Annotated in this window: 17 protein-coding genes; 11 read left to right on the top strand and 6 right to left on the bottom strand. The window is 43.8% G+C overall.

Features of this window, described 5'->3' with window-relative positions:
* Positions 1–141: 141 nt before the first annotated feature.
* On the bottom strand, positions 142–411 hold the full coding sequence (gene rpsO / locus FHS57_RS09945; RefSeq protein WP_122934319.1) for a 30S ribosomal protein S15: 270 nt from the start codon (positions 409–411) through the stop codon (positions 142–144).
* An 81-nt stretch (positions 412–492) separates the two neighbouring features.
* Complete coding sequence (gene porW, locus FHS57_RS09950) at positions 493–2,721, bottom strand: type IX secretion system periplasmic lipoprotein PorW/SprE (RefSeq protein WP_183973031.1); 2,229 nt, start codon at positions 2,719–2,721, stop codon at positions 493–495.
* Positions 2,722–3,053: 332 nt separating this feature from the next.
* Between porW and FHS57_RS09955 the strand changes: the two genes are divergently transcribed.
* From FHS57_RS09955 to FHS57_RS09970, 4 genes are all read left to right on the top strand, one after another.
* Entirely contained in the window at positions 3,054–3,491 is a 438-nt protein-coding gene (locus tag FHS57_RS09955; RefSeq protein WP_183973033.1) for a DUF2452 domain-containing protein, read from the top strand.
* Positions 3,492–3,706: 215 nt separating this feature from the next.
* Positions 3,707–6,232 carry a DUF5686 and carboxypeptidase-like regulatory domain-containing protein gene (locus FHS57_RS09960; RefSeq protein WP_310586987.1) on the top strand — a complete coding sequence of 842 codons (2,526 nt, stop codon included), beginning with the start codon at positions 3,707–3,709 and terminating at the stop codon, positions 6,230–6,232.
* Positions 6,233–6,487: 255 nt separating this feature from the next.
* Positions 6,488–9,133, top strand: coding sequence for a DUF7133 domain-containing protein (locus FHS57_RS09965; protein ID WP_183973035.1), 2,646 nt, complete (start codon positions 6,488–6,490; stop codon positions 9,131–9,133).
* Between the two features lie 24 nt (positions 9,134–9,157).
* The gene (locus FHS57_RS09970) at positions 9,158–10,018 is read left to right on the top strand and encodes a 3-keto-disaccharide hydrolase (protein ID WP_183973037.1); all 861 of its coding nucleotides are present in this window, start codon (positions 9,158–9,160) and stop codon (positions 10,016–10,018) included.
* Between the two features lie 94 nt (positions 10,019–10,112).
* Here FHS57_RS09970 and FHS57_RS09975 read toward each other — a convergent pair whose 3' ends face one another.
* Positions 10,113–11,057 (bottom strand): 3-oxoacyl-ACP synthase III family protein, encoded by a 945-nt coding sequence (locus FHS57_RS09975; protein ID WP_122930388.1) that lies wholly within the window; start codon positions 11,055–11,057, stop codon positions 10,113–10,115.
* A gap of 349 nt (positions 11,058–11,406) precedes the next feature.
* On the opposite strand from FHS57_RS09975, the gene FHS57_RS09980 reads away from it, so the two are divergent.
* The 5 genes from FHS57_RS09980 (at position 11,407) to FHS57_RS10000 (ending at position 17,982) form a co-directional block, all read left to right on the top strand.
* Positions 11,407–12,387: a glycosyltransferase family 2 protein gene (locus FHS57_RS09980; protein WP_229601299.1), complete on the top strand. Its 981-nt coding sequence runs from the start codon at positions 11,407–11,409 to the stop codon at positions 12,385–12,387.
* A gap of 35 nt (positions 12,388–12,422) precedes the next feature.
* Positions 12,423–13,844: a DUF6056 family protein gene (locus FHS57_RS09985; RefSeq protein WP_183973039.1), complete on the top strand. Its 1,422-nt coding sequence runs from the start codon at positions 12,423–12,425 to the stop codon at positions 13,842–13,844.
* Complete coding sequence (locus tag FHS57_RS09990; RefSeq protein WP_183973041.1) at positions 13,844–15,487, top strand: hypothetical protein; 1,644 nt, start codon at positions 13,844–13,846, stop codon at positions 15,485–15,487. Before FHS57_RS09985 ends, FHS57_RS09990 begins: the two co-directional genes overlap by 1 nt.
* Positions 15,469–16,461 carry a glycosyltransferase family 2 protein gene (locus FHS57_RS09995; protein ID WP_229601300.1) on the top strand — a complete coding sequence of 331 codons (993 nt, stop codon included), beginning with the start codon at positions 15,469–15,471 and terminating at the stop codon, positions 16,459–16,461. The genes FHS57_RS09990 and FHS57_RS09995 overlap by 19 nt, the downstream gene beginning before the upstream one ends.
* Positions 16,462–16,530: 69 nt before the next feature.
* Positions 16,531–17,982, top strand: a complete 1,452-nt coding sequence (locus tag FHS57_RS10000; protein WP_183973043.1) for an MBOAT family O-acyltransferase — start codon at positions 16,531–16,533, stop codon at positions 17,980–17,982.
* A gap of 284 nt (positions 17,983–18,266) precedes the next feature.
* Here FHS57_RS10000 and FHS57_RS10005 read toward each other — a convergent pair whose 3' ends face one another.
* Positions 18,267–19,163, bottom strand: coding sequence for an SDR family oxidoreductase (locus tag FHS57_RS10005; RefSeq protein WP_183973045.1), 897 nt, complete (start codon positions 19,161–19,163; stop codon positions 18,267–18,269).
* Between the two features lie 85 nt (positions 19,164–19,248).
* Positions 19,249–22,080, bottom strand: a complete 2,832-nt coding sequence (locus FHS57_RS10010) for a TonB-dependent receptor (protein WP_183973047.1) — start codon at positions 22,078–22,080, stop codon at positions 19,249–19,251.
* A 191-nt stretch (positions 22,081–22,271) separates the two neighbouring features.
* Here FHS57_RS10010 and FHS57_RS10015 point away from each other — a divergent pair, with 191 nt between their 5' ends.
* A complete protein-coding gene (locus tag FHS57_RS10015) occupies positions 22,272–23,189 on the top strand; it encodes a sugar phosphate isomerase/epimerase family protein (RefSeq protein WP_183973049.1) in 918 nt (305 codons plus the stop codon).
* On the opposite strand, the gene FHS57_RS10020 is transcribed toward FHS57_RS10015, so the two are convergent.
* Positions 23,186–23,740 (bottom strand): GNAT family N-acetyltransferase, encoded by a 555-nt coding sequence (locus tag FHS57_RS10020; protein ID WP_183973051.1) that lies wholly within the window; start codon positions 23,738–23,740, stop codon positions 23,186–23,188. The genes FHS57_RS10015 and FHS57_RS10020 overlap by 4 nt on opposite strands.
* A 111-nt stretch (positions 23,741–23,851) precedes the next feature.
* Here FHS57_RS10020 and FHS57_RS10025 point away from each other — a divergent pair, with 111 nt between their 5' ends.
* Complete coding sequence (locus FHS57_RS10025; protein WP_183973053.1) at positions 23,852–25,210, top strand: M24 family metallopeptidase; 1,359 nt, start codon at positions 23,852–23,854, stop codon at positions 25,208–25,210.
* The last annotated feature ends 6 nt before the right edge of the window (positions 25,211–25,216 follow it).

A 25,216-nucleotide genomic window follows, 5' to 3' on the forward strand; every position in this document is an offset into this window, starting at 1 on the left:
CCGCTTGAAAACCTATCCTTCAGCGAACATGATAGGTTATTATTTATAAAACCGCAAAAAGTTATTATTTACTTACTTAGGTGAAGATAAATAACAAACAGGGAAGCCAGTTGCCTGACATTCCCTGTTTGAAGTATCGCATTACTTTCTGATATTCAGTTCAGCGATGATAGCACGATAACGGCTGATGTCATTCTTGAGAAGATAGTTCAACAAGCGTCTGCGCTTACCTACCAACTTTAAAAGGCCAAGGCGAGTAGCATTGTCATGCTTGTGCTGCTTCAAGTGCTCCGTTAAATAATTGATACGGTGAGTGAAAAGTGCGATTTGTGATTCTGATGAACCAGTGTCGCTTTCAGACTTGCCAAATTTTTTGAACAAGTCTTTTTTTACTTCCGATGTTAAATACATGATTGTAACCTCAGATTGTTTAAACGTGAAAAATATAAAAAACAAAAACGCCTGCAAAGATAGACGATTTTGTTTTAAAAATCAACCATTTTTCTTACTTGATGTTGATTGCTGCGACTCAAGCACTTCCCGAACGCGTGGTAGGAGCGCGCTTGAAGGATAATCTTTCACAAAACTGTTAAGAGCCTTCAAATACGCCTCTTTTCCTTGTAATTTTCCTAGTAAATAAATCCGAAGCAACGCGTACTTGTCCTCAATTTTACTACCCGAATAGGTGACCATTGCCATTTCGAGCTGGGCATAGGCTTCTGAGAAATTATTAGACTGATACAGGGTTAAGATTTTTTCGTAGTCCTTCATTGCTTCCAACTCAATATTTCCTGAAGCTGCGACAGCGCCGCCATTTTTGGTCAGCAGGCGAGTAAAGGAAGAATTTGGAAATTCTGCTAGCAACTTATCTTTCCATGATTGGCTATTTTTGGCCGATGTGAGGAAAAGCAGGTAATAAATTTCGGGTTTATAATTTGTGTTTGGAAAACGGGACAAAGTAGTCTCAAATGTTTTAACTGCATTGTCTGGTTCTTCTAGGTTAAACTTATAAATCTTCCCTAATTTATAATGCGCATCTTCTAATCGCTGATTGGAGGCATCTAACTCCTGCTTTTTCAAGGGAATATTACGGTAGAGCGCATCTTTTTTAGCTTTCCATTCGGGCGAGTCTTTGGTCAATTTCACCAAATCATCTCCCGCAATCTGAATAGTAGCTCCTTGGCCTGGGGTTGTTGGTATTGCCGTAATGTTGTTATCGGCAGGAGTCATTAGGGTAGCTATTTTGGCACTTCGGCGCCAATCATCTTCCAACGTTCGATTTCCCCAACGCTGCCTAAACTCCACTTTTCCCGTATTGACCAACGTCAAATCATACAACGGAAAACGTTCGGCAGGATTTCCATCAAAATTGGACGCATTGGCACTCAAACTCTGCGCTTGCGAAACCAGCATTTCGGCCTCTTTCACTTTTCGTTTGTATTCCGCAATCTCGTCCTCAATTACCTTATCTAAGTATTTATCCAACGTTGCTGGGTTCATTTGTGAGAGCCGTTGTAGGCTATCTTCGGTCCGAATCGTGGTAATTTGCTTTACAAACTCGTCCAAAACTTCCTTACGTTCGGCTACTTTTTGGCGCTGCGGCGACGCAACTGGCAACAAGACAAGCGCACTATCAAAATACGCTTTCGCTAACTCATAGTTTTGAAGCTTATCGTAATACACTTTTGCCATTTCCAAATAGGTAAAAGGAACTTGCGTGGTATTGGTAGTGGTTTCACGAACCGACTTTCCAAAGAATTCAAGTCCTTTTTTATAATTTTTTTTGCGGGTCTCAATCACCCCCATCGAGTAATACAGGCGGTCAATCAAGTCGTTGTTTTTGCGGTCGTTCAGGAGTTTCTTGAAGCCATCTTCGGTAGAAATCGAGGAGTTGGTCAGGGCTTCGTTCTGGAGAGAGTTCATTTTGGCAAAAAACTCCAAATCGTACGAAGGTCTGTTTTTGGAAACAGCTTTGTAATGAATATTGGCAGCCAAAGGCTTCTCAATAAGGTCGTACATTTGGGCCGCTGCATAATGAATACGGGCCGTTTCTTCGTTTTTAGAAAGCAACGGAAACGTTTCCTCCAAAATCCCAAGTGCCAACGGAATCTCCTGCTTTTGTTGGTGCAAATAAGCTTTTACTAAATAAAAATCACGGGTATTACTTTCGTTCAATGGCAAACTTCTGAGGTGTTCGGCTACGCTTAGGGCGCTGTTGTAGTCTTTGGTTTCGACGTACGCACGCATGAGCCAAATCAAGCCTTCATGTTTATCATCATCATCTTTCCCTTTGGCATTGACATAACGCAAGGTCTCAATCCCATCGGTAAATTGCCCTTTGTATAACCGCGCGCGGCCAATCAAAACAAGGGCATTGTCCACCCAACGGCTATTTTGGTGACGGTCGGGAATCAACGACCCCTTTTTAATGACATCTTGCAAAAGAGCATCCACACTTTTTGCCTCCATCGAGTCCAACGGGTACAAAATAGGAAGGAGCTGGTTATAATTTTCTTTTCTATTTTTTTTCAGGGCAATGTCCGCCTCTTTCATCTTATCACGGGCGATGACATAGGCATTGTATTTGGCCGTAAGGTTGTGATACCCTACACTCAAACCGCTTGTGCTGTACTGAGAACAGCCAAAAAATAGTGCAGAAACCCCAAAAATAACAAGGGGAAGGTAATACTGAGAAGGAAAGAGGCGATTTCTAATTTTCATCAAATAACTCACTTTCAAGAGCTTGCTCTTAAACTGTTAGATTTTCAACCGTAAATGTAACGTTTTCTACGGACTAAAAGTATGCAATCGTGATGCCAATATGGTTTTAAATAACAGAAATTAGTCAAACAATGTACTCATCATTTATGTATTCACAAATAACACATTTTATCTTTATGAAAAAGAATATATACATAAAATATCTTATATAGGTTTATTTATAAGACTTTTATTATTTATTTTTCGAACCAAAGGCCATTAATTCTCTAGCAATTTTAAACAATATGTAATTTTGTTACGTTAAAGAACAAGTCAATATAATTTCTTTTCCAATGGAGCAAAATCCAATAAATCCTGATAAAGTAGCCGAAAACCCCGGGCTCATGGCCTATGCTCACTCTGTTGGTGGAGCAGTCATTAAGCCTGTTGACATGGGCAAAGCAAAAGGGAAAGCCGTGTTGGCCATGCGTCAACAAACCGAGCGTCAGCTTAACCAAATTTATCAACAAATGGCGACATTGGCACAACAAGCCAAAGAACTTCGTCAACGTGTTGATGTATCAGAAAGAATCTACGGTGCCCAAATGAATTTTGAACCCGTCTTGAACGAAACGTACTATGTGTATGAAAAGGAAGATGGAAAAGATGTTTTGTCGATGGTTGCACCACATGAATGGGGACGTGCCTACAAATTTAGCCGTTTTATTGCCAAAGTAACCATGCTCGCCGACCATACATGGCACGTAGAATACAACGAAAGCCAAGATTAAGCTTTCATCTAACGTTACTTAGACTATGAAAATCCCTTCGCTTCTCAATACGGCGAAGGGATTTTTCGTTATTCAACTTTGAAAATTGCAACGCTTCCCCCTCAATTTGTCGTAAAAAGAGGTAGAGCTATCAAAAAATTGCCAATTCGTTAAAACTTTTTTATTTTTAACGAGTCCTTGTAAGAAAACCAGACCGTGAACAACCATACCCACCAGTGATCAAACATCTATTCATCAACAAAGCTATTCCCTTACTCATCTCCATTTTGTTATGTTGGAATGAAGCTTTTGGTCAAACCACCTACACCATTTCGGGCAGAATCACCGACGCCCAAACGGGCGAAGCAGTGCCTTTTGCTGCGGTTGCTATCAAAGGAAAAACCGTAGGAGTGACGACCAATTTTGAGGGTTTTTATACCCTCAAAACAACCCAAATTGGTGATTCATTGGTAGTTTCGTCGATGTCGTATCGAAAACGGATGAAAGCTATTGTACCTAATCAACTCACGCAAACCATTGATTTCCAACTTGAAGGCTCGGAATTTAAACTGCAAGAAGTAAAAGTTTACGCAGGCGAAAACCCTGCCTATAATATTCTAAGGAGAGTCGTAAAGCAAAAACCATTGCACAACCCCAATCGACTCCAAGCGTACGAATACGAAAGTTACAGTAAAATAGAAGTGGATGTTGACAATCTCTCAGAACGTTTTAAGAAACGGAGAGCGATGAAGCAAATCACAGGAGCTGTTGAGCAATTTGATAAAATCGCGGGTGAAGATGGGCGGCCTGTTATTCCTATCTATTTGTCAGAATCCATTTCCAACTATTATTTCCGCGAAGACCCTCGAAAAAAGAAAGAACATATTCTCAAAACCAAGATATCTGGCATTGCTGTGACAGACGGCAGCTTGATTTCGCAGATGATTGGTTCGTCTTTTCAACAGTATAATTTTTACCAAAATTGGCTCAGTGTTCTTGATAAAGATTTCCATTCTCCCATTGCCGACGGCTGGAAAAACACCTACGACTATTACTTAATCGATACCACCTTTGTGGCGGGATATTGGTGTTATCACATTGATTATGAACCAAAAAGACCCCAAGACTTGGCTTTTAGTGGCTCATTTTGGGTGGATACCCTAAGCCACGCGTTGGTGCAAATAGATGCGTCGGTGGGAAAAAGCGCGAACATTAATTTTGTAGAAAAAATAAAACTACAACAAGAATACGAGCAAATTGGTGATAGTACGTGGATGCCCGTGAAATCGCGGGTACTTATTGATGTAGCCGAACTAACCGACTCCACCGCAGGCATGTTGGTTAAATTTTATACTTCAAATCGGAACATTATTCCCAATAAACCACACCCTCCCAAGTTTTATGATTATCCCATAGAATTATCAGAAAGCTACAAAGAATACCCCGCTGATTACTGGGACAAGGTACGCCACGAACCCCTAACAGCTGGCGAACAAACAGCGTATAGGCTCATTGACTCCGTGAAGCAAGTGCCAATTATGCGTACGTACATCGAAGTATTTAACATGTTTGTCAATGGCTATAAACGTATTCCGAAGGTAAACATAGACGTTGGACCGTTTCTGTATCTATACTCAAACAATGTTGTTGAAGGACACCGTTTTCGCATTGGTGCTAAAACCAACCCCGATTTCAGTCGAAAATGGGTATTGAGCGGTTCGGCGGCCTATGGTACCCTCGACAAAGAGTGGAAATATAATTTTAGTGTTGATTATATTTTCAGTCGCAAACCTTGGACCATTGGGGGGATCAGCCATAGTTATGACCTCGAACGCGTAGGTTTGTCCTCCGAAGCGATTGGCAATAACGTTTTGTTTGGGGCGCTAACCAAGTGGGGAAATGTGCGGCGGGGGTATTTTGAGGGAATCACCTCTGCTTACCTCAAGCGAGAACTCATAAGAGGATTGACCCAAACGGTTGGACTACGTCACCGAACTTTTCAGCCCATTTACCCTTTTGCGTTCAAAACAGCCCCATCCCTTGGCGATCGGTCACCTATTCAGAGTAATTACGAAACGGCTGAATTATTTTTTGAAACACGTTGGGGAAAAGATGAAATTTTCATTTACAACGAAAATGAACGGTTAACTTTGGGTACACAAAAGTGGCCTTTGGTAGTTCTTCGTTATCAACTTGGCATGCGCAGGTTTCTCAACAGTGATTTTAGCTATCATCGCTTGTCGCTCAACGTTAAACAAAGCTTTAGGGTGGGTATTTGGGGACGTTCCAATTACAACATAACGATGGGATATATTCCATCCACCCTCCCCTATCCCTTACTCTATACCCCACTTGGAAACGAGTCAGTTTTCTACGTTGACAATGCCTTTAACCTGATGAATTACTTTGAATTTGTGAGCGACCGTTACCTTCAGTTACGGTACGAGCACAATTTTGAAGGGCTGCTTTTTAACCGCTTACCCGCCATCAAAAGGCTTAAATGGCGATTCTTAGCCAATGCAAAAGTTTTGTATGGAAGTATTCACCCTTCCAACATGAATCTGCTTGCCCCCACCAACGCACAGGGTCAAACAGTCCTTGGATTTAACAGCTTAGGAAACACACCTTATGTAGAGGTTGGATACGCCATTGACAACATTTTTAAGGTACTCAGAGTTGACGCGATTCATCGCCTCACCTATCGCCAAAACCCTAATGTCACGCCATTTGCGGTCAAATTTTCGTTTTGGTTTAATATTTAGGGTTGTGTTTTAAAAGTTTTACGGATGAGGCTGTTTAAAGTTCCTGTTTTCGATTTATTTTTCATGAGAAATCGTGAAGTACTACAAAGAACACGGAGCTGCGAGGTTTCTCAAAACCTCAGAAAACAAATTCAACACCCAATATTTCACGACGGGGTGGTTTTGAGAAACCTCCCGCACAGTTAAAGTAAAAAAGGCGTAAATTGCGCCTTTTTGTATTTTATCCATTTCCAATACACTCAATTTACACCCACAATGTCCAAGATTTACTTCGCGACGTTATCCGTCTTTCTACTTTTTCTTTTCAACATCACCTCTTTTTGGAACACAAACTCCAACAGCTTAACAAACGTTACCGTCACCAAGGCCGATTCGCTTCCCAATGCCAGTAGTTGGCCTGCCGAACTGGCCATTAGTCACTTTGCAGGAGCCGACCTCACCCCTAGCCCAGCTTGTTTGGCAGTGGCACCTACGGGCGAAGTCTATGTTGGTGTCGATATGATTGGTTCATTAGGAAAAAAACCAGGCAACGGCCGCATCGTTCGATTGGTTGACTCCAACAACGACGGCAAAGTGGATTCCCACACGGTTTATGCCGTTGTTGACAACCCCCGTGGTATTATTTCGATGGGCGATAAAGTTTATGTTTTACATACCGTTTTTTCCAAAGAAACAGGTATCGCCTCGGGCATGGACTTGGTGGTTTTTGAAGATAAAAACCACGATGGCGTGGCTGATGGCCCTTCCAGTCCGTTAATTCAACACATTAGCTCGCCTAAATTTTTACAAAGTCGCGGTACTGACCACGCCACCAACGGGATTCGGATGGGGATTGATGGATGGATATACATTGCCGTGGGCGATTTTGGTTTCCACAACGCCACCGACCGAAGTGGCAAAAAAATGACCATGCTTGGTGGTGGCGTTGTGCGCGTTCGTCCTGACGGCACCGAAATGGAAGTTTATACCCACGGACTTCGTAACATTTACGACGTGGCGATTGACCCTTACATGAATATTTTTGCCCGTGGAAATACCAACGATGGCGGCGGATGGAACGTTCGGTTCAGCAACCAAATCCAATCTGGCGAATATGGCTACCCTGTGTTATTCAAACACTTTACCGACGAAATCATCCCTGCACTTATCGATGTTGGCGGAGGCTCTGGAACGGGTGCTTTGTTTATGGACGACGACACTTGGCCTGCTCAATACAACCAAGTACCTATGATGGCCGATTGGGGACGCAATCAATTGTACATTCACCGCGTGACAGCCGATGGCCCAAGTTTTACCCAAAAAGAAGAAAGTTTTGTAAAATTAGCCCAAATCACCGACGTTGACGTGGACGCTTCGGGCCGTGCTTACCTTTCAGCTTGGGACGGGGCAGGTTATTCAGGAAATCCCAAAAAAGGATTTGTCGTAAGAGCTACTCCTAAACAATGGACGTATAAATCGTTCAAAAACCCTCAGGAACTTTCTATTTCAAAATTGGTTGACCTCCTAAAATCAGGAAGCGGCGTGGCTCGTCTAGCTGCCCAGCAAGAGCTTCTCACCCGCCCCTCCGACAAAACTGTAAAACCTGTTTGGGCGTTGGTAACCAATGCTAAACTTCCATTGGTCGTACGAATCGCAGCAATGTACACGTATGCTCAAACCGCTGGTGTGAATGCCAATGACAATTTAGCCAAATTGACTACAGATGCAGCCATGCGTGAGTATGCGCTTCGGGCTTTGGCCGACCGTAAAATTTACAATTCTAACGTTTCAAGTGGTACATTTATCCAAGCATTAAGTGATGGTTCTCCTCGCGTGCGTCTGGCAGCTACTGTCGGACTTGGTCGTCTTGGAAACGCTGATGCGGCACAAGCACTTCTTAAAACACCTGTACCAGCGAGTTTTGCTCCACCAGCAATGGGAACCGAAGGGCCACATGCAACCCCTAATTCGGCGATTATTCTACCTCACGTGGCAGTGCGTTCATTGATTGCTATCAACGCCGTCGATGCTTGTGTGAAGGCCATTGGCACTGAAAACTCCACCCTTGCGCTTTGGGCACTTCGCTACATGCACGACCCGAAAGCAGTTGCGGGATTGATCAATGCCTACCAAAAATCAAACGACGCTACCCTTAAAAAGCAAATCATTGTTACGCTTTCCCGTTTGTACAAAAAAGAAGCCGATTACGACGGTTCGTGGTGGTGGAGTACTCGCCCCGACACGCACGGCCCTTATTATAAAGGCATTACGTGGGAAGCTTCGACGAATATCAAAGATTTCTTGATTGAAGAATCGAAAAAATTAAACGACAAACCCTTCTTTGTGGATCTCAACAGCCGTCATCGCATGGAAATACCTGAGTTTGGGGTAGAAGAAGTCGCCGCAGTGAAGGAAGAGGTAAAGATTGATTTGGACAAAATCCGTAATAAAAAAGGACAAGTAGGTGAAGCTTCGATTGAAGATGTAATGCTTGCCATGGCCAAAATCCAAGGTGATGCAGCTTTAGGTAAAACGCTATTTACGCAGCAAGGTTGTATCGCTTGCCACAGTTTATCAAAAAGCGAACCCATGAAAGGGCCATTTATGGGACAAATTGGTTCGATTATGAACCGTGAGCAAATTGCAGAGTCAATCTTGAAGCCAAATGCGTCGATTTCACAGGGTTTTGCATCGGTGACTATCACAGCTAAACGCAACAAAATTTACTCAGGTTTTATCACCGAAGAATCGTCGGCTCGCGTTGTTTTGAGAGACATTGCTGGACAAGTTTATACCATTAAAACTGCCGACATCGTTAGTCGCAAAGAAATGGAAACATCAATGATGCCTTCGGGTTTGGTCAATGCCCTCTCTTACGAGGAATTTGCCTCATTGTTAACCTTTTTGTCGCAACAAAAGTAACCTACCTTTCAAACTATTTTTGATATGAAATACGCAGTAATTGTCTTTTTAAGCCTTTGTGTTACGTCTGTTTTTGGACAAAAAAAGGCCGACAAACAAGAATGGCAGCAACTTTTCAACGGTAAAAACCTTGATGGTTGGGATATTAAAATCCGTGGGAACGACCTCAACGACAACTTTGGCCAAACGTTTCGGGTTGAAGATGGGAAAATGGTCGTTCGCTATGACCAATACGATGATTTTAAACGCAAATACGGCCATATTTTCTACAAAGGCGACTTTTCTTACTACCGCATTGCGGTTGAGTATCGTTTTGTAGGTGAGCAAGCTCCCAAAGGCGAAGGCTGGGCGTGGCGCAATAGCGGCATCATGGTACACGGCCAAACGGCCGCTTCGATGGGTAAAGACCAAGATTTTCCTGCGTCTATCGAAGTTCAATTGCTTGGCGGTGACGGAAAAAAACGCACTACTTGTAACTTGTGTACTCCTGGAACAAACGTTGTGATGGATGGCAAATTAATCACCCAACACTGCATCAATTCTACGTCACAAACCTACAACGGCGACCAATGGGTGCGGGCAGAAGTGTTAGTTTTGGGCGACTCGCTCATTCAGCATTTTGCCAACGGTGAAAAAGTGTTGGAATACAACAAACCTCAGTGGGGAGGCGGCAACGTGAGCGGACATGACCCCAATCTGTTTGTTAACGGAAAACTTCTCGACCACGGCTCTATCTCGCTTCAAAGTGAAAGCCACCCCGTTGAATTTAGAAAAGTAGAATTGTTGAACTTAAAAGGTTGCATGGACCCTAAAGCCCTTAATTTCAAGTCGTACTACGTCAAAGAAGACAATTCGACTTGCCAATATGGGAAGAAGAAAAAATAACCTTCGTGGTAGGGGTTTCTCACAACCCCTACCACAAAAACTCGGGTTTTGAGAAACCCTCAGCACGAGTCAGAAACCCTCTGCACGGGTGGGTTTATTTCCGCAGCAACATAGCTCCGTACGAATAACCACCTCCAAAAACAGTAATAACAATATGGTCTCCTGGTTGAAAACGGCTCCAATGTTCAGACAACCCAATGGCGCAACCCGCACAGCCCGTATTTCCGAGGTATTGAATGTTTGAGATTAGTTTTTCTTCGGGCAAGCCAAGCGTATTCATTACATTCATACTAATGCGCAAATTAGCTTGGTGTGGCAAAACATAAGACACATCTTCCACCGTTAGGCCACATTTTTCAAGTACCGTTAAACTAGCCTTGGGCATGTAGGTACAAGCATTAATAAACACATCTCGTCCAAAGGGCATAATCACTCCACGCTCGTTAGGGCGCAATACCACGGCTTCCGTAGCTTTCCCGCTGGTAGCAGCACCACCTGTCACCAAGGATCTCATTTCCATATCCCCATCACTTACACGCTCTTTTGTAAAGAGTAAAGCCGCTGCCCCGTCGCCCCACAAATGCCCTGATACGGTATCGGTTTCGTTGTAGTAGCCAGTGTTATGCTCTGAGGTAATCACCAACGCTTTTGACGCCTTGTTCATCGCAAAATATCCCTCCACTACTTCTACGGCATTCAACAATGAAGAACAAGCCGAGGAAATCGTCACCACAGGAATATCCGCTACTTCGATAAAATGTTGCACCGCATGACCAAGCGTAACAATGGTATCATAAGCAGTATATGTAGCCCCTACGATTAAATCAATTTCTGATATATCAATTTGAATTTTATCCAATAATGACTTTACGGCTTCGACCCCCATGCTGTGGGAGTTTTCGGCCGAGGCTGCCTTGCGTCGGAGCTGAATGCCCGTACGCTGCACTATCCACTCATCAGACAGCCCATTGAGTTTAGTAAAATGTTCGTTATCAACTACTTGTTCTGGCAAGTAGTGAGCCACTTGGTGAAGAAACATACAAGGGTTGGTTTATACCTAACTATTTATGGCCGAAAGTTAAACATTTCGTAGAAAACGTGGTACAAAATATTAAAATCTTACAAGAAAGTCGTCAATAAATCCTAACAATTTTCTTTTGGAGATTCAATACTTACTTACTTTTAAATAAACTTAGACCAATACATTCAACCCAAAAACCACAGAAAAGTTCGATGGCTACGTAATAATTCCGCAAAACTGGGGTTCAACGTCTTCCTATAACCAGCCATTCAACCCACCTTCCATCAACTTTTTTCCCCCGAAAAATAAAATCTCTGCCCTAAATGACGCTCGGTTATGGAAAGTGCCGTATTTTTGCCAAATTCCAATGACTGTTGATTTATCGCAAATGCCTCAAACCAAATTATTACTCGTAGTACCCTGCTATAACGAAGAAGAAATTCTTACTAAAACACATCGTACGCTTCAGCAGTACCGTACTCGGTTGGTTCAAGAAGGTAAAATTGCCCCTGAAAGTAAGATTTGTTACGTCAACGATGGAAGTCGTGACCGTACTTGGCAACTTATCGACGACATTTGCAACACGGATACCCACGCCATTGGGATTAAACTTTCGCGAAATTTTGGCCATCAAAGTGCTATTTTAGCTGGTCTAATGCACCATATTCAGGATTTCGATTGCTTTGTCACGATTGATGCTGACCTGCAAGACGACGTAGAGGCCATTGGTCAAATGCTCGACCAACACCACGACGGGGCTATGGTGGTTTATGGCGTGCGCGACGACCGCAGTTCTGATACATGGTTTAAGCGTACCACCGCCGAGGGGTTCTATAAAGTGATGCGTTGGATGGGCGTGCCTGTGGTATTCAACCACGCCGATTTTCGCCTCATGGATCGCCGTATTTTAGAAGAATTTTCCCATTTTAAGGAAGTTAATTTGTTTTTGAGGGGTATTATTCCACTCATCGGCTTCCGTTCCGAGAAGGTTTTTTACAAACGTTTTGAGCGAGAAGCAGGTGAAACCAAGTACCCGCTCAAAAAAATGCTCCTTTTTGCGTGGAATGGTGTCACCTCTTTCAGCACTTTCCCAATGCGATTGGTACTCTATTTTGGCGTATTCAATTTCTTAATTGCCATGGGCATTGGGGTGTATATTGGCGTCTCGTACCTTTTTGGAAGTACGGTAGCGGGTTGGACATCGATTGTGCTTCCCATGACCTTTTTTAGCGGGGCTAATATGATTGCCCTCGGCTTAATTGGGGAATACGTTGGAAAAATTTACGAAGAAGTAAAAGGCAGACCTAGATACATCATTGAGAAAGTAACAACTGACGCGGCTCAGTAAAATCGTTCGATATCGTCATAAAACAGCAGCATTCAATGCTAAAAAAACTACAACAACCTCTTTTTCAAGACCTCTTCAATGTTGGGCTACTTGCGGTGGCAATCGTCCCTTTATTGGCGTTGTCTTTTTATAATCACCCCTCTCCTGTCGATGATTATTGCTACATAGATACGGTCTTTAAGTATGGTTATTTTGAAGCCATGAACTTTTATTACACAGGTTGGACGGGCAGATACTTTGGCATCCTTCTCAATCACTCTAACCCGTTGGTGGTCAAATGGGCGGGAGGTTTTAAGTTACTTTCTTTTTTGCTCGTTTTGGGACTTACGGGTAGTTTATACGCGCTATGTAAAGAGTTGTTCACGAAATGGAGCCGTTGGGCTATTTTGGGTGTTACGGGTGGGATTATGCTACTCTTTATCCTCAAAATCATGAGCATTGTGGAGGCTTTTTACTGGATGGCGGCTTTTGTCACTTATACCGTTCCTAACATCCTTACTTTGTATTGGCTTACGGTGATGATACGTATGTACCAACAGCCCAACGGAATGCGCCAAAAACTCACTGCCCTTTTTGCTGGATTCTTGGTGTTCGCAGTCATTGGTTGTAGCGAAACCAACCTTACGATTATGGTGCTGCTAGTGGCAGGTTGGTTTGGTTACCAGCTTGTTATTCGTCGTACGTGGGACAATTTGGCGTTTTTTATGGTCATCGTCGCCGTGTTTTCATGCTACATTTTCTTTACCTCCCCTGGCAACGTCCTCCGCATGAATGGCAATCCTGAAGGACGAAATTTTACCCTTTCGACGCTACAGTCACTCAAAAAACTGGCTCAACTTAGCATCGACTGGATTTTCAGAACTCCGCTTTTGGTATTTTCGATTCTTTGGATTGCCGTTTTACCTCGCCTTTTTGACAAATATACCACCGCTATTCCCTATTTCAGGGTGCCTATTTGGATTGTCATACTCACTTATTTCGGCATTTTGTTTGTGCAAATTTTTCCTTCTTATTACGGTATTGGAATTGAACCTGCCCCACGCGTCATCAACTCTGTTTATTTTTACTTTTTGTTGGGCTGGTTTTACACGCTCTCCGTCGTCTTGTATTGGCTCTACAACAACCAAATTTTAGGCGCGCAACATTGGTATTTGCCGCCTTCCATCAAAGCCGTTTTGGCACTACTTATTTTAGTAAGCACCCTCTTTAGCAGCAACTTACGAATGGTATATGGCGACTGGCTACGGGGACGGGCTGCTGCTTACGACCAAGAATTAAAAGCACGCTACGCTTATATTGAAAGCACGCCAGGTGATACTGTTTATGTTTCCCCGCTGCAATCAAAACCCCAATCAATTTATTTGGACGACGCAAACCCCGACCCCAAACACTGGTGGAGCAAGTGCATGGGGGGATATTTCGGTAAAAAAGCAGTTGTACTTAAAGCCACTCCCTGATGCGTAAAGTTCTTTTTGGTCTTCTTGCTGCTTTACCAGTTGGATTATTTGTGGTTACACTGGCCCAGTTTTCCGTCAATGTGCCTTGGTTCGACGACTTCGACCCATTTCCTGACTTTTTGCGTAAATGGGTAAATAGCAACGGCCTATCGACTCAACTACAGCTCATTTTTCAACCCAACAATGAGCACCGAATGATTTTTGGTAAGCTGGGAGCTTTGGTTTATTATTGGCTTTTCGGTGAACTAAACTTTACCTTTCTGCACTGGCTAGGGTTTGGTTTCACGCTAGGAACATTGGCTATTTTTATTGTCGTTTTTCGGCAACAAAAAATTGAGTGGGAATACCTTATTCCGTTACTTTTCTTTTTGTTTCAGTTGCAATACCACATGACTAGCCTGTGGGCTATCACGGCACTCCAACATTTGCCCGTCATTTTCTTTGTGAGTCTTACCTGTTATCTTTTGAGTAAACAACAGTTTGGATGGGCAGTCTTGACTGGGTTTTGTGCCAATTTTGCCATGAGCAACGGCATTTTTGTGTGGCCAGCGGGTATGGTTATTTTGTTTGTTCAGGGTCGCTATAAACTGCTCCTAACGTGGTTAGTAGCGGGCGTGGCTGCTGTTTTTTTGTATTTTAGAGGAATGCAAACCTTGAACAACGAGTCAAGTTTCGGCTATTTTCTACAGCACCCTCACCAGACATTTTTTGGCTTTTTTACGTTTATCGGGGGTTTATTCGATTTCTTCCCCGACCGCAGTACACTCCAACGGTCTATCTTGCCAACGATAGGCGGGATGGGCATGATAGCAGTACTCGTAGTTGCCTTAGTAAAAGTGTGGAAATTGTTCCGAGAACGTACTTTAGCCCATCAAGAGGCGTTGCTGTTTTTATTGGGTGTCAGTACCTATTTGTTGGCCAATGCCAGTATTATTGCTTTTCTTCGGCCTCGATTTGGGTATTTTGTCATGATTGTCAGCAATTACAAAATCTATCCTGCGTTGTTTTTAATGGTTATTTACGGATTTTACCTCGTGTTGAACCGTCAACAAACCAAGAAAACCCACTTTAAGGTGGCTTTAGCGGTAGGAATTGGCATTTGGGGGTTGAGTTTGCTGCATTACTGGCCTACCATCAACGAACGCCGTAAAACGCTACTAGCTGGGGCATTTAACCAAGAACACAACGGTTTTGGCTTAGGATTCACGCCTAATACACCTGCTGCTCAGTACATTGATTCATTGATGAAATTCAACGTTCAACAGGGAATTTACCACTACCCTACTACCCTTGCCCCTGTTATCCAATCACTCCAAACACCGACGAGTTTGCCGATTCAACCACAGCTTGAATATCAAGCAGATGGCTTGTTGATTCGAGAAGAAACCCACTCCTTTACTACCGAAATGAATGGAGCGTTGTACGTTTCGTTGCAATCTAACCGTCGGCAGTATTTATTTAAACTTGAACCTACACTTTATACAGGGCGTAATTGGCTCAAACGCTACGCAACAGGCACTACACTGCTCATTCCTTATGCGACTGTTGAACCTGGAACGTACCAAATGCAGTTTGTCCTTGTCAGAAACGGCAAGCCACAATCAACTCACAATCAACCCCTTGAATGGAAAAAAAAGGCATGAATACACCCCAAATATCCATCGTAGCTCCGCTCTACAACGAGTCGGAATCATTTCCTCACTTGGTAGAGCGCCTCACCAAACTCATGGACAGCCTCACGCTTCGGATTGAGGTGGTGTTGGTCGATGATGGCAGTCGCGACAATACGGCCCTTCAAATGCGCCAACTAGCGTTAACCGACGGTCGTTTTCATTGTGTATTTTTATCTCGCAACCACGGCCACCAGCTTGCCCTTACAGCGGGTTTGGCAGCAGCAAGGGGGACAGAAGCGCTATTTATTATTGATGGTGACTTGCAAGACCCGCCTGAGCTTTTACCCGATTTTTACCAAAAAATGCAAGAAGGGTACGATGTGGTCTATGCTGTTCGTCGTAAGCGTAAAGAAAATATCATTAAGCGAACAGGTTATTTTCTGTTTTACCGTTTGTTGAAATCAATCTCGTACGTCGATATTCCCCTCGATAGTGGCGATTTTGCCATGATAAGTCGGCGCGTAGCAGATGTGTTAAACCAAATGCCAGAAGAAAGTCGTTTCTTACGCGGAATGCGGTCTTGGATTGGTTTTAAACAAACTGGATACGAATACGAGCGAAGCGAACGAGTAGCAGGCGAATCGAAATATACCTTCAAACAACTTTTCCGTTTGGCGTATAATGGTATTTTCAACTTTAGCGAATTCCCTATTTCGTTTATGACACGGGCAGGGGGTGTTTCTATTGGTATAGCATTGGTCTATTTTATCGTTGTGCTTGCTAAAAAACTCTTCTTTGCTGATGTCATTGAAGGTTTCACTGCTCTTTTATTCGTCATCATTTTGTTCAGTGGCGTTCAGCTTATGGCTTTGGGAATCATTGGCGAATACGTACTGCGTATTTTTTTCCAATCCAAAGGCCGCCCGCTGTTTATTGTGAAAGAAACGATTGTTGATGGAAAATTAAACGAACCGAACAACAAATCAACTGATGAGGCAAGGTAATGTTATACCCCACTTATCAGTTTAGCATTTTAACTATTTCGGTCCAACATTTTCGGTTTTAATCAAGCCATGCTTTTCAATTCGGTCCAATTTCTGCTTTTTTTTATTGTTGTTACGCTTGCCTATTACAGCCTGCGCGGCAACCTGCGTTGGTTGTTGTTGCTACTTGCAAGTTGTTATTTTTATTTGGTTTTCAAACCGATTTACATCTTAATTCTGTTTGCTACCATTGTTATCGACTACTTTGCAGGAATTTGGATTGCGTCTGCCGAAGGGACTAAACGAAAATGGCTTTTGGTCATTAGTATTTTTACCAACGTCGGAATTTTAGCCGTTTTTAAGTACTTCGATTTTTTTGCCGAAAGTTTCAACGCCGTCTCGTGGAAAGTGGGCTTAGAATGGAGTTTGCCTATCCTAAAACACCTAAATCCCGACCTCGTTTTACCCATTGGCTTGTCGTTTCATACGTTTCAGGCCATGAGCTATACCATCGAAGTATATCGTGGAAATCAGCAAGCAGAACGGCATTTTGGGATTTATGCGCTGTATGTGATGTTTTACCCGCAACTGGTTGCGGGTCCCATCGAGCGCCCGCAAAACGTGCTGCATCAATTTCACGAAAATCATGCGTACGATTGGGAAAACATCAAAGCAGGCCTGACGCGAATGGCTTTTGGTTTGTTCAAAAAGGCCGTTATTGCCGACCGCCTGGCCCTGATGGCTGGCCCAGCTTACCTAGACCCTCAGCATCACAATGGACTTACGTTGTTGGTTGCGACCTTCTTTTACACTTTCCGAATCTATTGCGATTTTTCGGGTTACTCTGACATTGCTTTGGGAGCGGCTCAAGTCATGGGATTCAACCTCATGGAAAACTTCCGCACTCCTTATTTCTCAAAGTCCATCGCTGAATTTTGGGGACGCTGGCATATTTCGCTATCGACTTGGTTTCGAGACTATTTATACATACCACTCGGCGGAAATCGCGTAGGAGAAGGAAGGGCTTACCTCAACCGATTCATTGTTTTTCTTGCAAGTGGACTCTGGCACGGAGCTAGTTGGAATTTTATCATTTGGGGAGGATTACACGGAAGCTATTTGGTAGCCGCCTCTATTCGCGACAAATACTTAAAACGGTGGAACATCACACTGCCCAAAGCTACTTGGTATCTTTACCTCCAAACCGCTATTACTTTTTTACTTGTGATGCTGACGTGGGTATTTTTTGCCGTCGGCGATAATCCCAAACTTACCGTTGGAGAAGAAGTTCGCCATTCTTTTATTATTCTGAAAAAAATGACGCAGCTTTCCTTCCATGAACCCCTTCAAGCAGCGCTCAACAACGTTGAAATGTGGTTTTCGGTAGGGCTTATTCTTCTTTTGCTCATTAAAGAGCACTACATTTTACACATTCCGACCCGCAAAAATGTTGTTTTCTGGACGGTCTTTGTTACGGTATCCGTCTTAACCTACTTCTTTGGCGTTTTCGACTCCAATCAGTTTATCTATTTTCAGTTTTAGGAAACTACCGTGAGTCAGGTTGCTCACAACCTGACCATAGCATGTAAATCAGGCTATGAACAACCTGAACTACAAAACTTCGGTTTTGAGAAACCGAAGGCACAGTTACAACCTAACTTGCTCGCTATCCTCAGGTTTTGAGAAACCTGACTCACAAAACTTCGGTTTTGAGAAACCGAAGGCACACCGCTGGCACAGTTGGCACAAAAAAACCTGTGGGTCGAAACCCACAGGCTGGATATATAAACTCCAAGAAACAAAGAAACTACGTTAGCGAAGGCAATTTACAACTGAGATGCTAAAATTGCAATACCCTCTTTAAAAGTATGTGGATTATATCCCAAAATTTCATTTGATTTATCCAAAACAAAGCCCGTACGCGCTGGTCGCTTCGCTGGTTGGGTAAAATTAGAAGAATCGGCTTCGGCAATCAAGCCTTTGTCTAACCCAAAATAATCGGCCGTCATCATCGCCATTTCGTAGGGAGTTAGCAAATCCTTCCCTGAAATATTAAACACACCTTCGGCTTCTTTATCGGCAATTAAAAAACAACCCATCGCCAAATCTTCGGCCAAGGTAGGCGTACGCCATTGGTCGGTTACTACTTTGATGTTTTTACCTTCTTCCAACGATTTTTTGACCCAAAGAATGATATTGGAACGAGACATATCAAACGCAATACCATAGACCAATACCGTCCGAGCTATTGCCCACCGAATGCCCGAATGTTGAACTACCTTTTCAGCAGCGTATTTGCTCCATCCGTAAAAACTCAACGGATTGGCGTCTCCTTCTTCGGTATATGGACCTGCGGCACCGTCAAAAATGAAGTCTGTCGATACATGGCAAAGAAATATATCGTGCTTACGGCACGCTTCCACCATGTATTCAACGGCTTTTACGTTTTGCGCCCAACACGTTTCTTTTTCAAATTCACACTGATCCACGTTGGTCATCGCCGCTCCGTGGATAATTACATCCGGCATCGTTTTTTGGATGACAGATGCGACTTCTTCAGGCTTCGTAATGTCCATTGAAAAATAGTCATACCCTTCTTTAAAAGGAAGACGGTTTTCGCCGCGTGCTGTAGCAATAACCTTTTTATCAGACTGTTGAGTAAGAAGTTCTACTAATTTTTGTCCCAACAAACCGTTAGAACCTGTCACAAGAATTGTTTTCATACGCGCAAAGATAGTACCTCATGCCAAACCACAAACATTAAGTTTGTGGTTTGGCATTAAAATAAGGTTAAAAAACAAAGGTTAATTACCTGAAATTTCTCAAGGTGTAGGTGAATGTCATCATGTAATAACGCTGCAAAACCCGCGTCCTAACATCCTCAATATAAGTAGAGGTAATGTTACGGCTCACACTATTGTTTTGGCGTAAAACGTCAAACGAACTTACTTTCAACTCTCCTGCCTTGTTCTTCAAGAATTTGTAACCCACTGCGGCGTTCCAAAGAGTGAAGTTCAGGTTAAAATCCTGCCCAAGTCCCGTATAAAAAGTATTGTTGATATTCGTATTGACGAAGAAACCGCTTTTAGTCGCCCAGTTGATTTTGAAATTACTATTTTGATAATAATACGTTCCGTCAAGCGCAGGCTGGAGCGAGTTTTTCACGGTATTATAGTTACCGTTCACCGAAAATGTAAAATCAAGCTGCTCGCTGATATTACTACTCAAGACCAACCCACCCGTGATCGATTGGGTATTTGCAATATTTTCTACCAAGTTAATCAAGCCTATGGTACGGGTATAACCTGTTCCAATGTTGAAATTCAAATTACTTTTCAGCGACGTAAGCGGCATTCCGTATGTAATAAATGAGCGAACATTCCAGTTTCCGTTGACGTTGACGGGCTGGGTAAATTGGGAGCCAGTCCGCAAAGTAAAGCCTGCAACCACGGTATCTCTGGTAGCAATAAAGGTAGTATTGCTAATATTGTTTTGGGTAAACGACCCATTAAAATTGATAAAGAAACTACGAGCGGTTTTTGCCTTTGTGATTCCGTACCGAAGCGACATATTATGGTTATACTCTTGCTTCAAATCAGGATTACCCGTTCTGAGCAACAATGGGTTAGAGTTGTCCACCACATTTTGCAATTGGCTAATAGAAGGTGCATTGGTGGAAGTGCGGTAATTGATTCGCAAACTTTGGCCATCGCTTCCACGGTACATCAACATCGCCGATGGCAAGAAGTTATTGAACGAACGGTTTACTTCAAATTCTGTTGGATACGTCTGTTTTCCAACGAGTTGGGCATTTTGGTAGTTCAATTCGGCCGTCACCATCGTTTTTTTGATGCGCAAACGATAACTTCCACCGAAGCGGTTGGTCATGTAGGTATTATCAAACTCATTGGAAAGGCGCAAATCAGGCGAGCTGTATTCGCTCGTTGCTTGGTTATAGTTGTAGGTATTTCTTTCCGAGTAATTTTTGGTGTACGATGGCACGTAATTGAGTTGTAATTGTCCACCCCGACCTACATTTTCGGTCAAAGAAATAGTACTCGAAACCGTGTAGCCATTTCCTCTGCTTTCGGTCTGTTGATCGGTAATTTGCAAAGAGTCGGCCGTCATACGTCCAAAATATTGGTTGGTTGATTTCAAGGAAGACTCTCCCACACGGGCATTCGATGAAGTGGTCAATCCTACTGAAATTGTGCGGCCAATTTTTCCAAAACGGTGACGCCACAGAATCGTATTTCCCCAGTTATTCCCATCATTTTGATTTTGGCGATTGGTCTGCGTTTGGTTTAGCGCTCTTCCACTCAAACTATTCGCTCCTAATAAACTACTGAACGAGGTATTATCTTGCAGGCTAAATCTAGGCGTAATGATGACCGAGTTTTTGGTATTGATGGTATATTCCAAACGGGCATTTACGCGGTGGTTAAAGTTATTGTTTGACGAATAATAATTTTCATCATACAGTTGCCCAGCACCTTGGGTTGTAAAAAACGTACGTGCCAAATCCGTTGTGTTGGTATTTTTAGCATTATTAAAAAAGTAACTACCCGTCACTTTCCACTTTTTCCCCCAGTTGTCAGAGTAGTTCAACCCAATTGCGTTGGTCGTTGTAATACCACTTTGCTGTCCTGCCAAAAAATTATCAGAGGCATTTCCACCGCCAAAATTTCCACCACCGCCGCCGCCGCGATTTCCACCACCGCCGCCACCGCCACGGTTTCCGCCGCCGCCTTGGCCTCCCCCTCCTGAGCCACCTAATACCCCAAGCAAGTCTTCGGTGCCAAAGTTTTGTTGGTTGATATTATTAGACATCCCGATGAGCGAAATGCGGGTATCTTTCTTAAAATAATTGGTACTTCCCCCTATCATGTAGCGGTTGTCGGTGCCATAGCCTGCATAAGCTTTCCCAAACTGACCATTATTGCGGTCTGAACGCGTAACAATATTGATGGTTTTGGTGGTTTGGCCATCGTCAAACCCCGTAAACTGTGCTTGGTCACTGAGGCGGTCAAACACTTGAATTTTGTCAATTACTTCGGCTGGAAGGTTTTTTAAGGCCAATGTTGCATCATCTCCGAAAAACTCACGGCCATCGACAGTTACCTTTTGTACGTTTTCTCCTTGGGCTTTTACCTGACCGTTTTCAATGGTGATGTTGGGCATTTTTTCCAACAAATCTTGCGCATTAGCGTCTTTGTTGACTTTAAAAGCACTGGCATTATAAACAGTGGTATCGCCTTTTTGCTCAACACGCTCCGCTACCCCTTTTACAATGACGTCTTTCAACAACTGCGCATCAGGTTTAAGGGCAATTTCGCCCAAATCGGGACTAGTCCGACGAAAATTAAGGCGTTGGTCGTACGAGATATAACCAATATATGAAGCCACCATCCGATAGCTTGCCGAGGGAATGTTTTTGAATAAGAACCGCCCAGACGTATCGGCAACGACTCCAAACCGTGAGGTTGAATCGGCCGTATTGATCAAGAGTACATTGGCGCCAATCAGCGCAGATTTGTCGTTGGCATCAATCAGGCGGCCTTTTACTTCAATCGTTTGGGCTACCGCCAAACCAGCTGAACATAGAAAAAGAAGGGCAAAAATGTAACGTATTTTTGTCATGGTGTATGTTATTTCACAATTGGATAGTTGAAATAGCAGAAAGTTTAGTCGCAGAAGCGGTAAAAGCGATGAAACGCCCAAGAACACCGACGATAAGGGGGGGATTTACCGATAAAGATTTTGACGTTTTTGGGCTTTAAGAAATATTGGCTTTACTTGTAACCTAAATCTTAAAACAACCTTTTCCCCTCATGAATCGTCGCGACTTTTTCCAACAAACAGCCTTGGGCGGCGCTGCCTTGTCGCTCCCCACACCTACGCCAGCCCCAGCGGCCGTTGCCCCTTACAAACTAGGGCTTGCCTCTTATTCTTACTGGCACTTCAAAACGCCCAAAGTACCCATCGAAACGGTGATTGACGAAGCCGCTCGCCTCGAAATCGAAGGAGTGGATATTTTGCATCGCCAAATGGACAGCGAGGACAACGCTTACCTCCAAAAACTCAAACGCCATGCTTTCGTCAACGGCGTGGACCTGATTTGTTTGTCGATTCACCAAAGTTTTGTTTCGCCCGACGCCGCCGAGCGCCAAAAAAACATCGACCATACTTTGCATTGCATTGAGCTTGCGTACAAAATGGGCATTCCGTCGATTCGTCTTAATTCGGGGCGTTGGAATACCATCAAATCGTTTGATGAACTCATGGCCAAGCGGGGCGTAGAACCCATCTTGCCAGGCTACACCGAAGACGACGGATTCAAATGGTGCATTGATAGCATCGAAAAATGTCTCGCCAAAGCCGCCGAATGTGGGGTGATGTTGGCACTCGAAAACCACTGGGGACTTACCTCTACGCCAGAGGGATTGTTGCGCATTCGGAAAGCGATTGACTCGCCTTGGTTGGGAGTGTTGATGGACACAGGTAATTTTTTGGAAGACCCTTATACCAAACTAGAGAAAGTAGCCCCCGTAGCCAATTTTGTACAAGCCAAAACCTACTACGGAGGCGGCGAGTGGTACTCGCTCGACTTAGATTATAAACGTATTTTTAATATCCTCCGCCAAGCCAACTACAAAGGCTACGTAGCCCTTGAGTTTGAAGGCAAAGAACCCGCCGAATCGGGGGTACGCAAGAGCATTGCGATGTTGCGCGAGGCCATGAAAGGTTAGCGCCAATCCCACGCCACAATGTTCCACAAGTCGATGTGGTCTTCGTGGGTGTGTATCGTCCGAAAACCTACGCGCTCGTGCGCCCGCATGGAGCGCGTATTTCGTACGGCGATTTCGGTCACACACAAGTCAAATTCGCCCGACAACTGGCGTTTATGTTCGGCATATAGCCCATCAAAAATCCCTTGTCCACGGTGCGACTGCGCCACGCAGATTTGCCCCATGACGTAATAACGCTGCTCGCTCAACGGTTTGTCCTCATACTCCAAGCCTGAAATAATGTCGAACATGGGCACTAATTCGGGAATGAGTTGCCCGAAAGTACGTGGCATCACCAAGGCATAGCCCACCAACAAGTCGCCGTCTTTGGCGATGATTTGGGGCAGGGCATCGTTCATTTTTTTGATGGACTCAAACGAATGTTCGACCGTCGTAAAACCTTGGTCTTGTTGGTACTCCGACGGGGTATTTTTGTATAAATTTTGGCGTTGAAGCTCCAACACCTTACGTAAATCTTCGTCGTTTTGGGCAGAAGTAAAAATCACCGACATGTCGCTAACGGGTTAAAAAGTAGAATGGCTGTAAAAGTAACAACAGGCTTTCAGCAACCCAAACATTCGCCGTATCTTTGTCACAAACACATTCATCCAACCTAAACACGTATGCTAAAACAACCTTTACTTCGGCACTTTTTGTCCATTGCTTTCTGCTTAGTTACTTTTTTATCTTTTTCCCAAACCCCCATTCTGCCCGAGCGCGAACGAGCCCGCGTTGTGGATGAAATTTTAGAAGACCGCTTCAACAACCTATTGCCACAGTTGATGCGGCGAGAGGGAATTGACATGTGGATTATTATTTCGCGCGAGTACAACGAAGACCCCGTCATGAAAACGATGTTACCCAGTACGTGGCTTTCGGCGCGGCGTCGTACCATCATGGTTTTTTATGATGCGGGTGGTGACAAGCCCCTCGAAAAATTAGCCATTGCCCGCTACGACGTCGGGAATTTGCTCAAAGGCGAGTGGGACATCAATGTACAACCAAACCAATGGCTGGCCCTGTCGAAGGTGATTGACGACCGAAATCCGAAGAAAATTGCCTTAAATTTCTCCAAAGAGTATGGCCATTCTGATGGACTGACTTTTACCGAACACAAAGAGTTTATGACGGCTTTGTCGGAAAAACAAAAAGCAAAAATTGTCTCAGCCGACCGCCTTGCCGTGGCTTGGCTCGAAACGCGTAGCGAAAAAGAAGCGGCCATTTATCCAATTATTTGCCGTATTTCTCACCAGATTATTGAAGAAGCTTTTTCGGAAAAAGTTATTCATCCAGGCATCACCACCACCGACGATGTAGTTTGGTGGATGCGCCAAAAAGTGACGGATTTGGGATTAGAAACGTGGTTTCATCCGACGGTGGACATTCAACGCCTCGACCCCGAAAGTTTTGACCATTTACGTACGTTTTCAAAGCGCCCCTCCAAGCAAGTCATCATGCCAGGCGACCTGCTACACTGCGATTTTGGGATTACGTATTTACGCCTAAATACCGACCAGCAACAACACGCTTATGTCCTTCGGTCAGGCGAAACCGACATTCCTGAGTACTTGAAAAAGGCATTTATGCAGGGAAATCGCTTGCAAGATATTCTTACAAGCCGCTTTAAAGTGGGAACTACGGGCAACAAGATGTTATTGGAATCGCTCGAACAAGCCAAGAAAGAGGGTATTACGGGAAGTATTTATTCTCACCCAATTGGCGTACACGGCCACGCTGCGGGGCCTACGATTGGGATGTGGGATCAGCAACAGGGAGTACCTGGCACGGGCGATTATCCATTGTTCCAAAACACCGCCTATTCCATTGAGCTAAATGCGGCCGTTGAAATTCCTGAATGGAAGAAAACGATTCGGATTATGTTGGAAGAAGACGGCTACTACGACGCCAACGGCTTCCGTTATTTGGACGGTCGGCAAAAGGAAATGTTTACCATTCCACGAAAAGTGGCCAATGTCAAATAAAATCAA

Source organism: Runella defluvii (assembly GCF_014195535.1).
In the GTDB taxonomy this organism is placed as follows: Bacteria; Bacteroidota; Bacteroidia; order Cytophagales; family Spirosomataceae; genus Runella; species Runella defluvii.

What these genes read in the sequence shown, in the direction of transcription:
- FHS57_RS10005 (WP_183973045.1), bottom strand. Translation starts at nt 19,163, where the DNA reads ATGAAAACAATTCTTGTGACAGGTTCTAACGGTTTGTTGGGACAAAAA.
- FHS57_RS09955 (WP_183973033.1), top strand. Translation starts at nt 3,054, where the DNA reads ATGGAGCAAAATCCAATAAATCCTGATAAAGTAGCCGAAAACCCCGGG.
- FHS57_RS09980 (WP_229601299.1), top strand. Translation starts at nt 11,407, where the DNA reads ATGACTGTTGATTTATCGCAAATGCCTCAAACCAAATTATTACTCGTA.
- rpsO (WP_122934319.1), bottom strand. Translation starts at nt 411, where the DNA reads ATGTATTTAACATCGGAAGTAAAAAAAGACTTGTTCAAAAAATTTGGC.
- FHS57_RS09970 (WP_183973037.1), top strand. Translation starts at nt 9,158, where the DNA reads ATGAAATACGCAGTAATTGTCTTTTTAAGCCTTTGTGTTACGTCTGTT.
- FHS57_RS10025 (WP_183973053.1), top strand. Translation starts at nt 23,852, where the DNA reads ATGCTAAAACAACCTTTACTTCGGCACTTTTTGTCCATTGCTTTCTGC.
- FHS57_RS10010 (WP_183973047.1), bottom strand. Translation starts at nt 22,080, where the DNA reads ATGACAAAAATACGTTACATTTTTGCCCTTCTTTTTCTATGTTCAGCT.
- FHS57_RS10015 (WP_183973049.1), top strand. Translation starts at nt 22,272, where the DNA reads ATGAATCGTCGCGACTTTTTCCAACAAACAGCCTTGGGCGGCGCTGCC.
- porW (WP_183973031.1), bottom strand. Translation starts at nt 2,721, where the DNA reads ATGAAAATTAGAAATCGCCTCTTTCCTTCTCAGTATTACCTTCCCCTT.
- FHS57_RS09985 (WP_183973039.1), top strand. Translation starts at nt 12,423, where the DNA reads ATGCTAAAAAAACTACAACAACCTCTTTTTCAAGACCTCTTCAATGTT.
- FHS57_RS09995 (WP_229601300.1), top strand. Translation starts at nt 15,469, where the DNA reads ATGGAAAAAAAAGGCATGAATACACCCCAAATATCCATCGTAGCTCCG.
- FHS57_RS09990 (WP_183973041.1), top strand. Translation starts at nt 13,844, where the DNA reads ATGCGTAAAGTTCTTTTTGGTCTTCTTGCTGCTTTACCAGTTGGATTA.
- FHS57_RS09965 (WP_183973035.1), top strand. Translation starts at nt 6,488, where the DNA reads ATGTCCAAGATTTACTTCGCGACGTTATCCGTCTTTCTACTTTTTCTT.
- FHS57_RS09975 (WP_122930388.1), bottom strand. Translation starts at nt 11,057, where the DNA reads ATGTTTCTTCACCAAGTGGCTCACTACTTGCCAGAACAAGTAGTTGAT.
- FHS57_RS10020 (WP_183973051.1), bottom strand. Translation starts at nt 23,740, where the DNA reads ATGTCGGTGATTTTTACTTCTGCCCAAAACGACGAAGATTTACGTAAG.
- FHS57_RS10000 (WP_183973043.1), top strand. Translation starts at nt 16,531, where the DNA reads ATGCTTTTCAATTCGGTCCAATTTCTGCTTTTTTTTATTGTTGTTACG.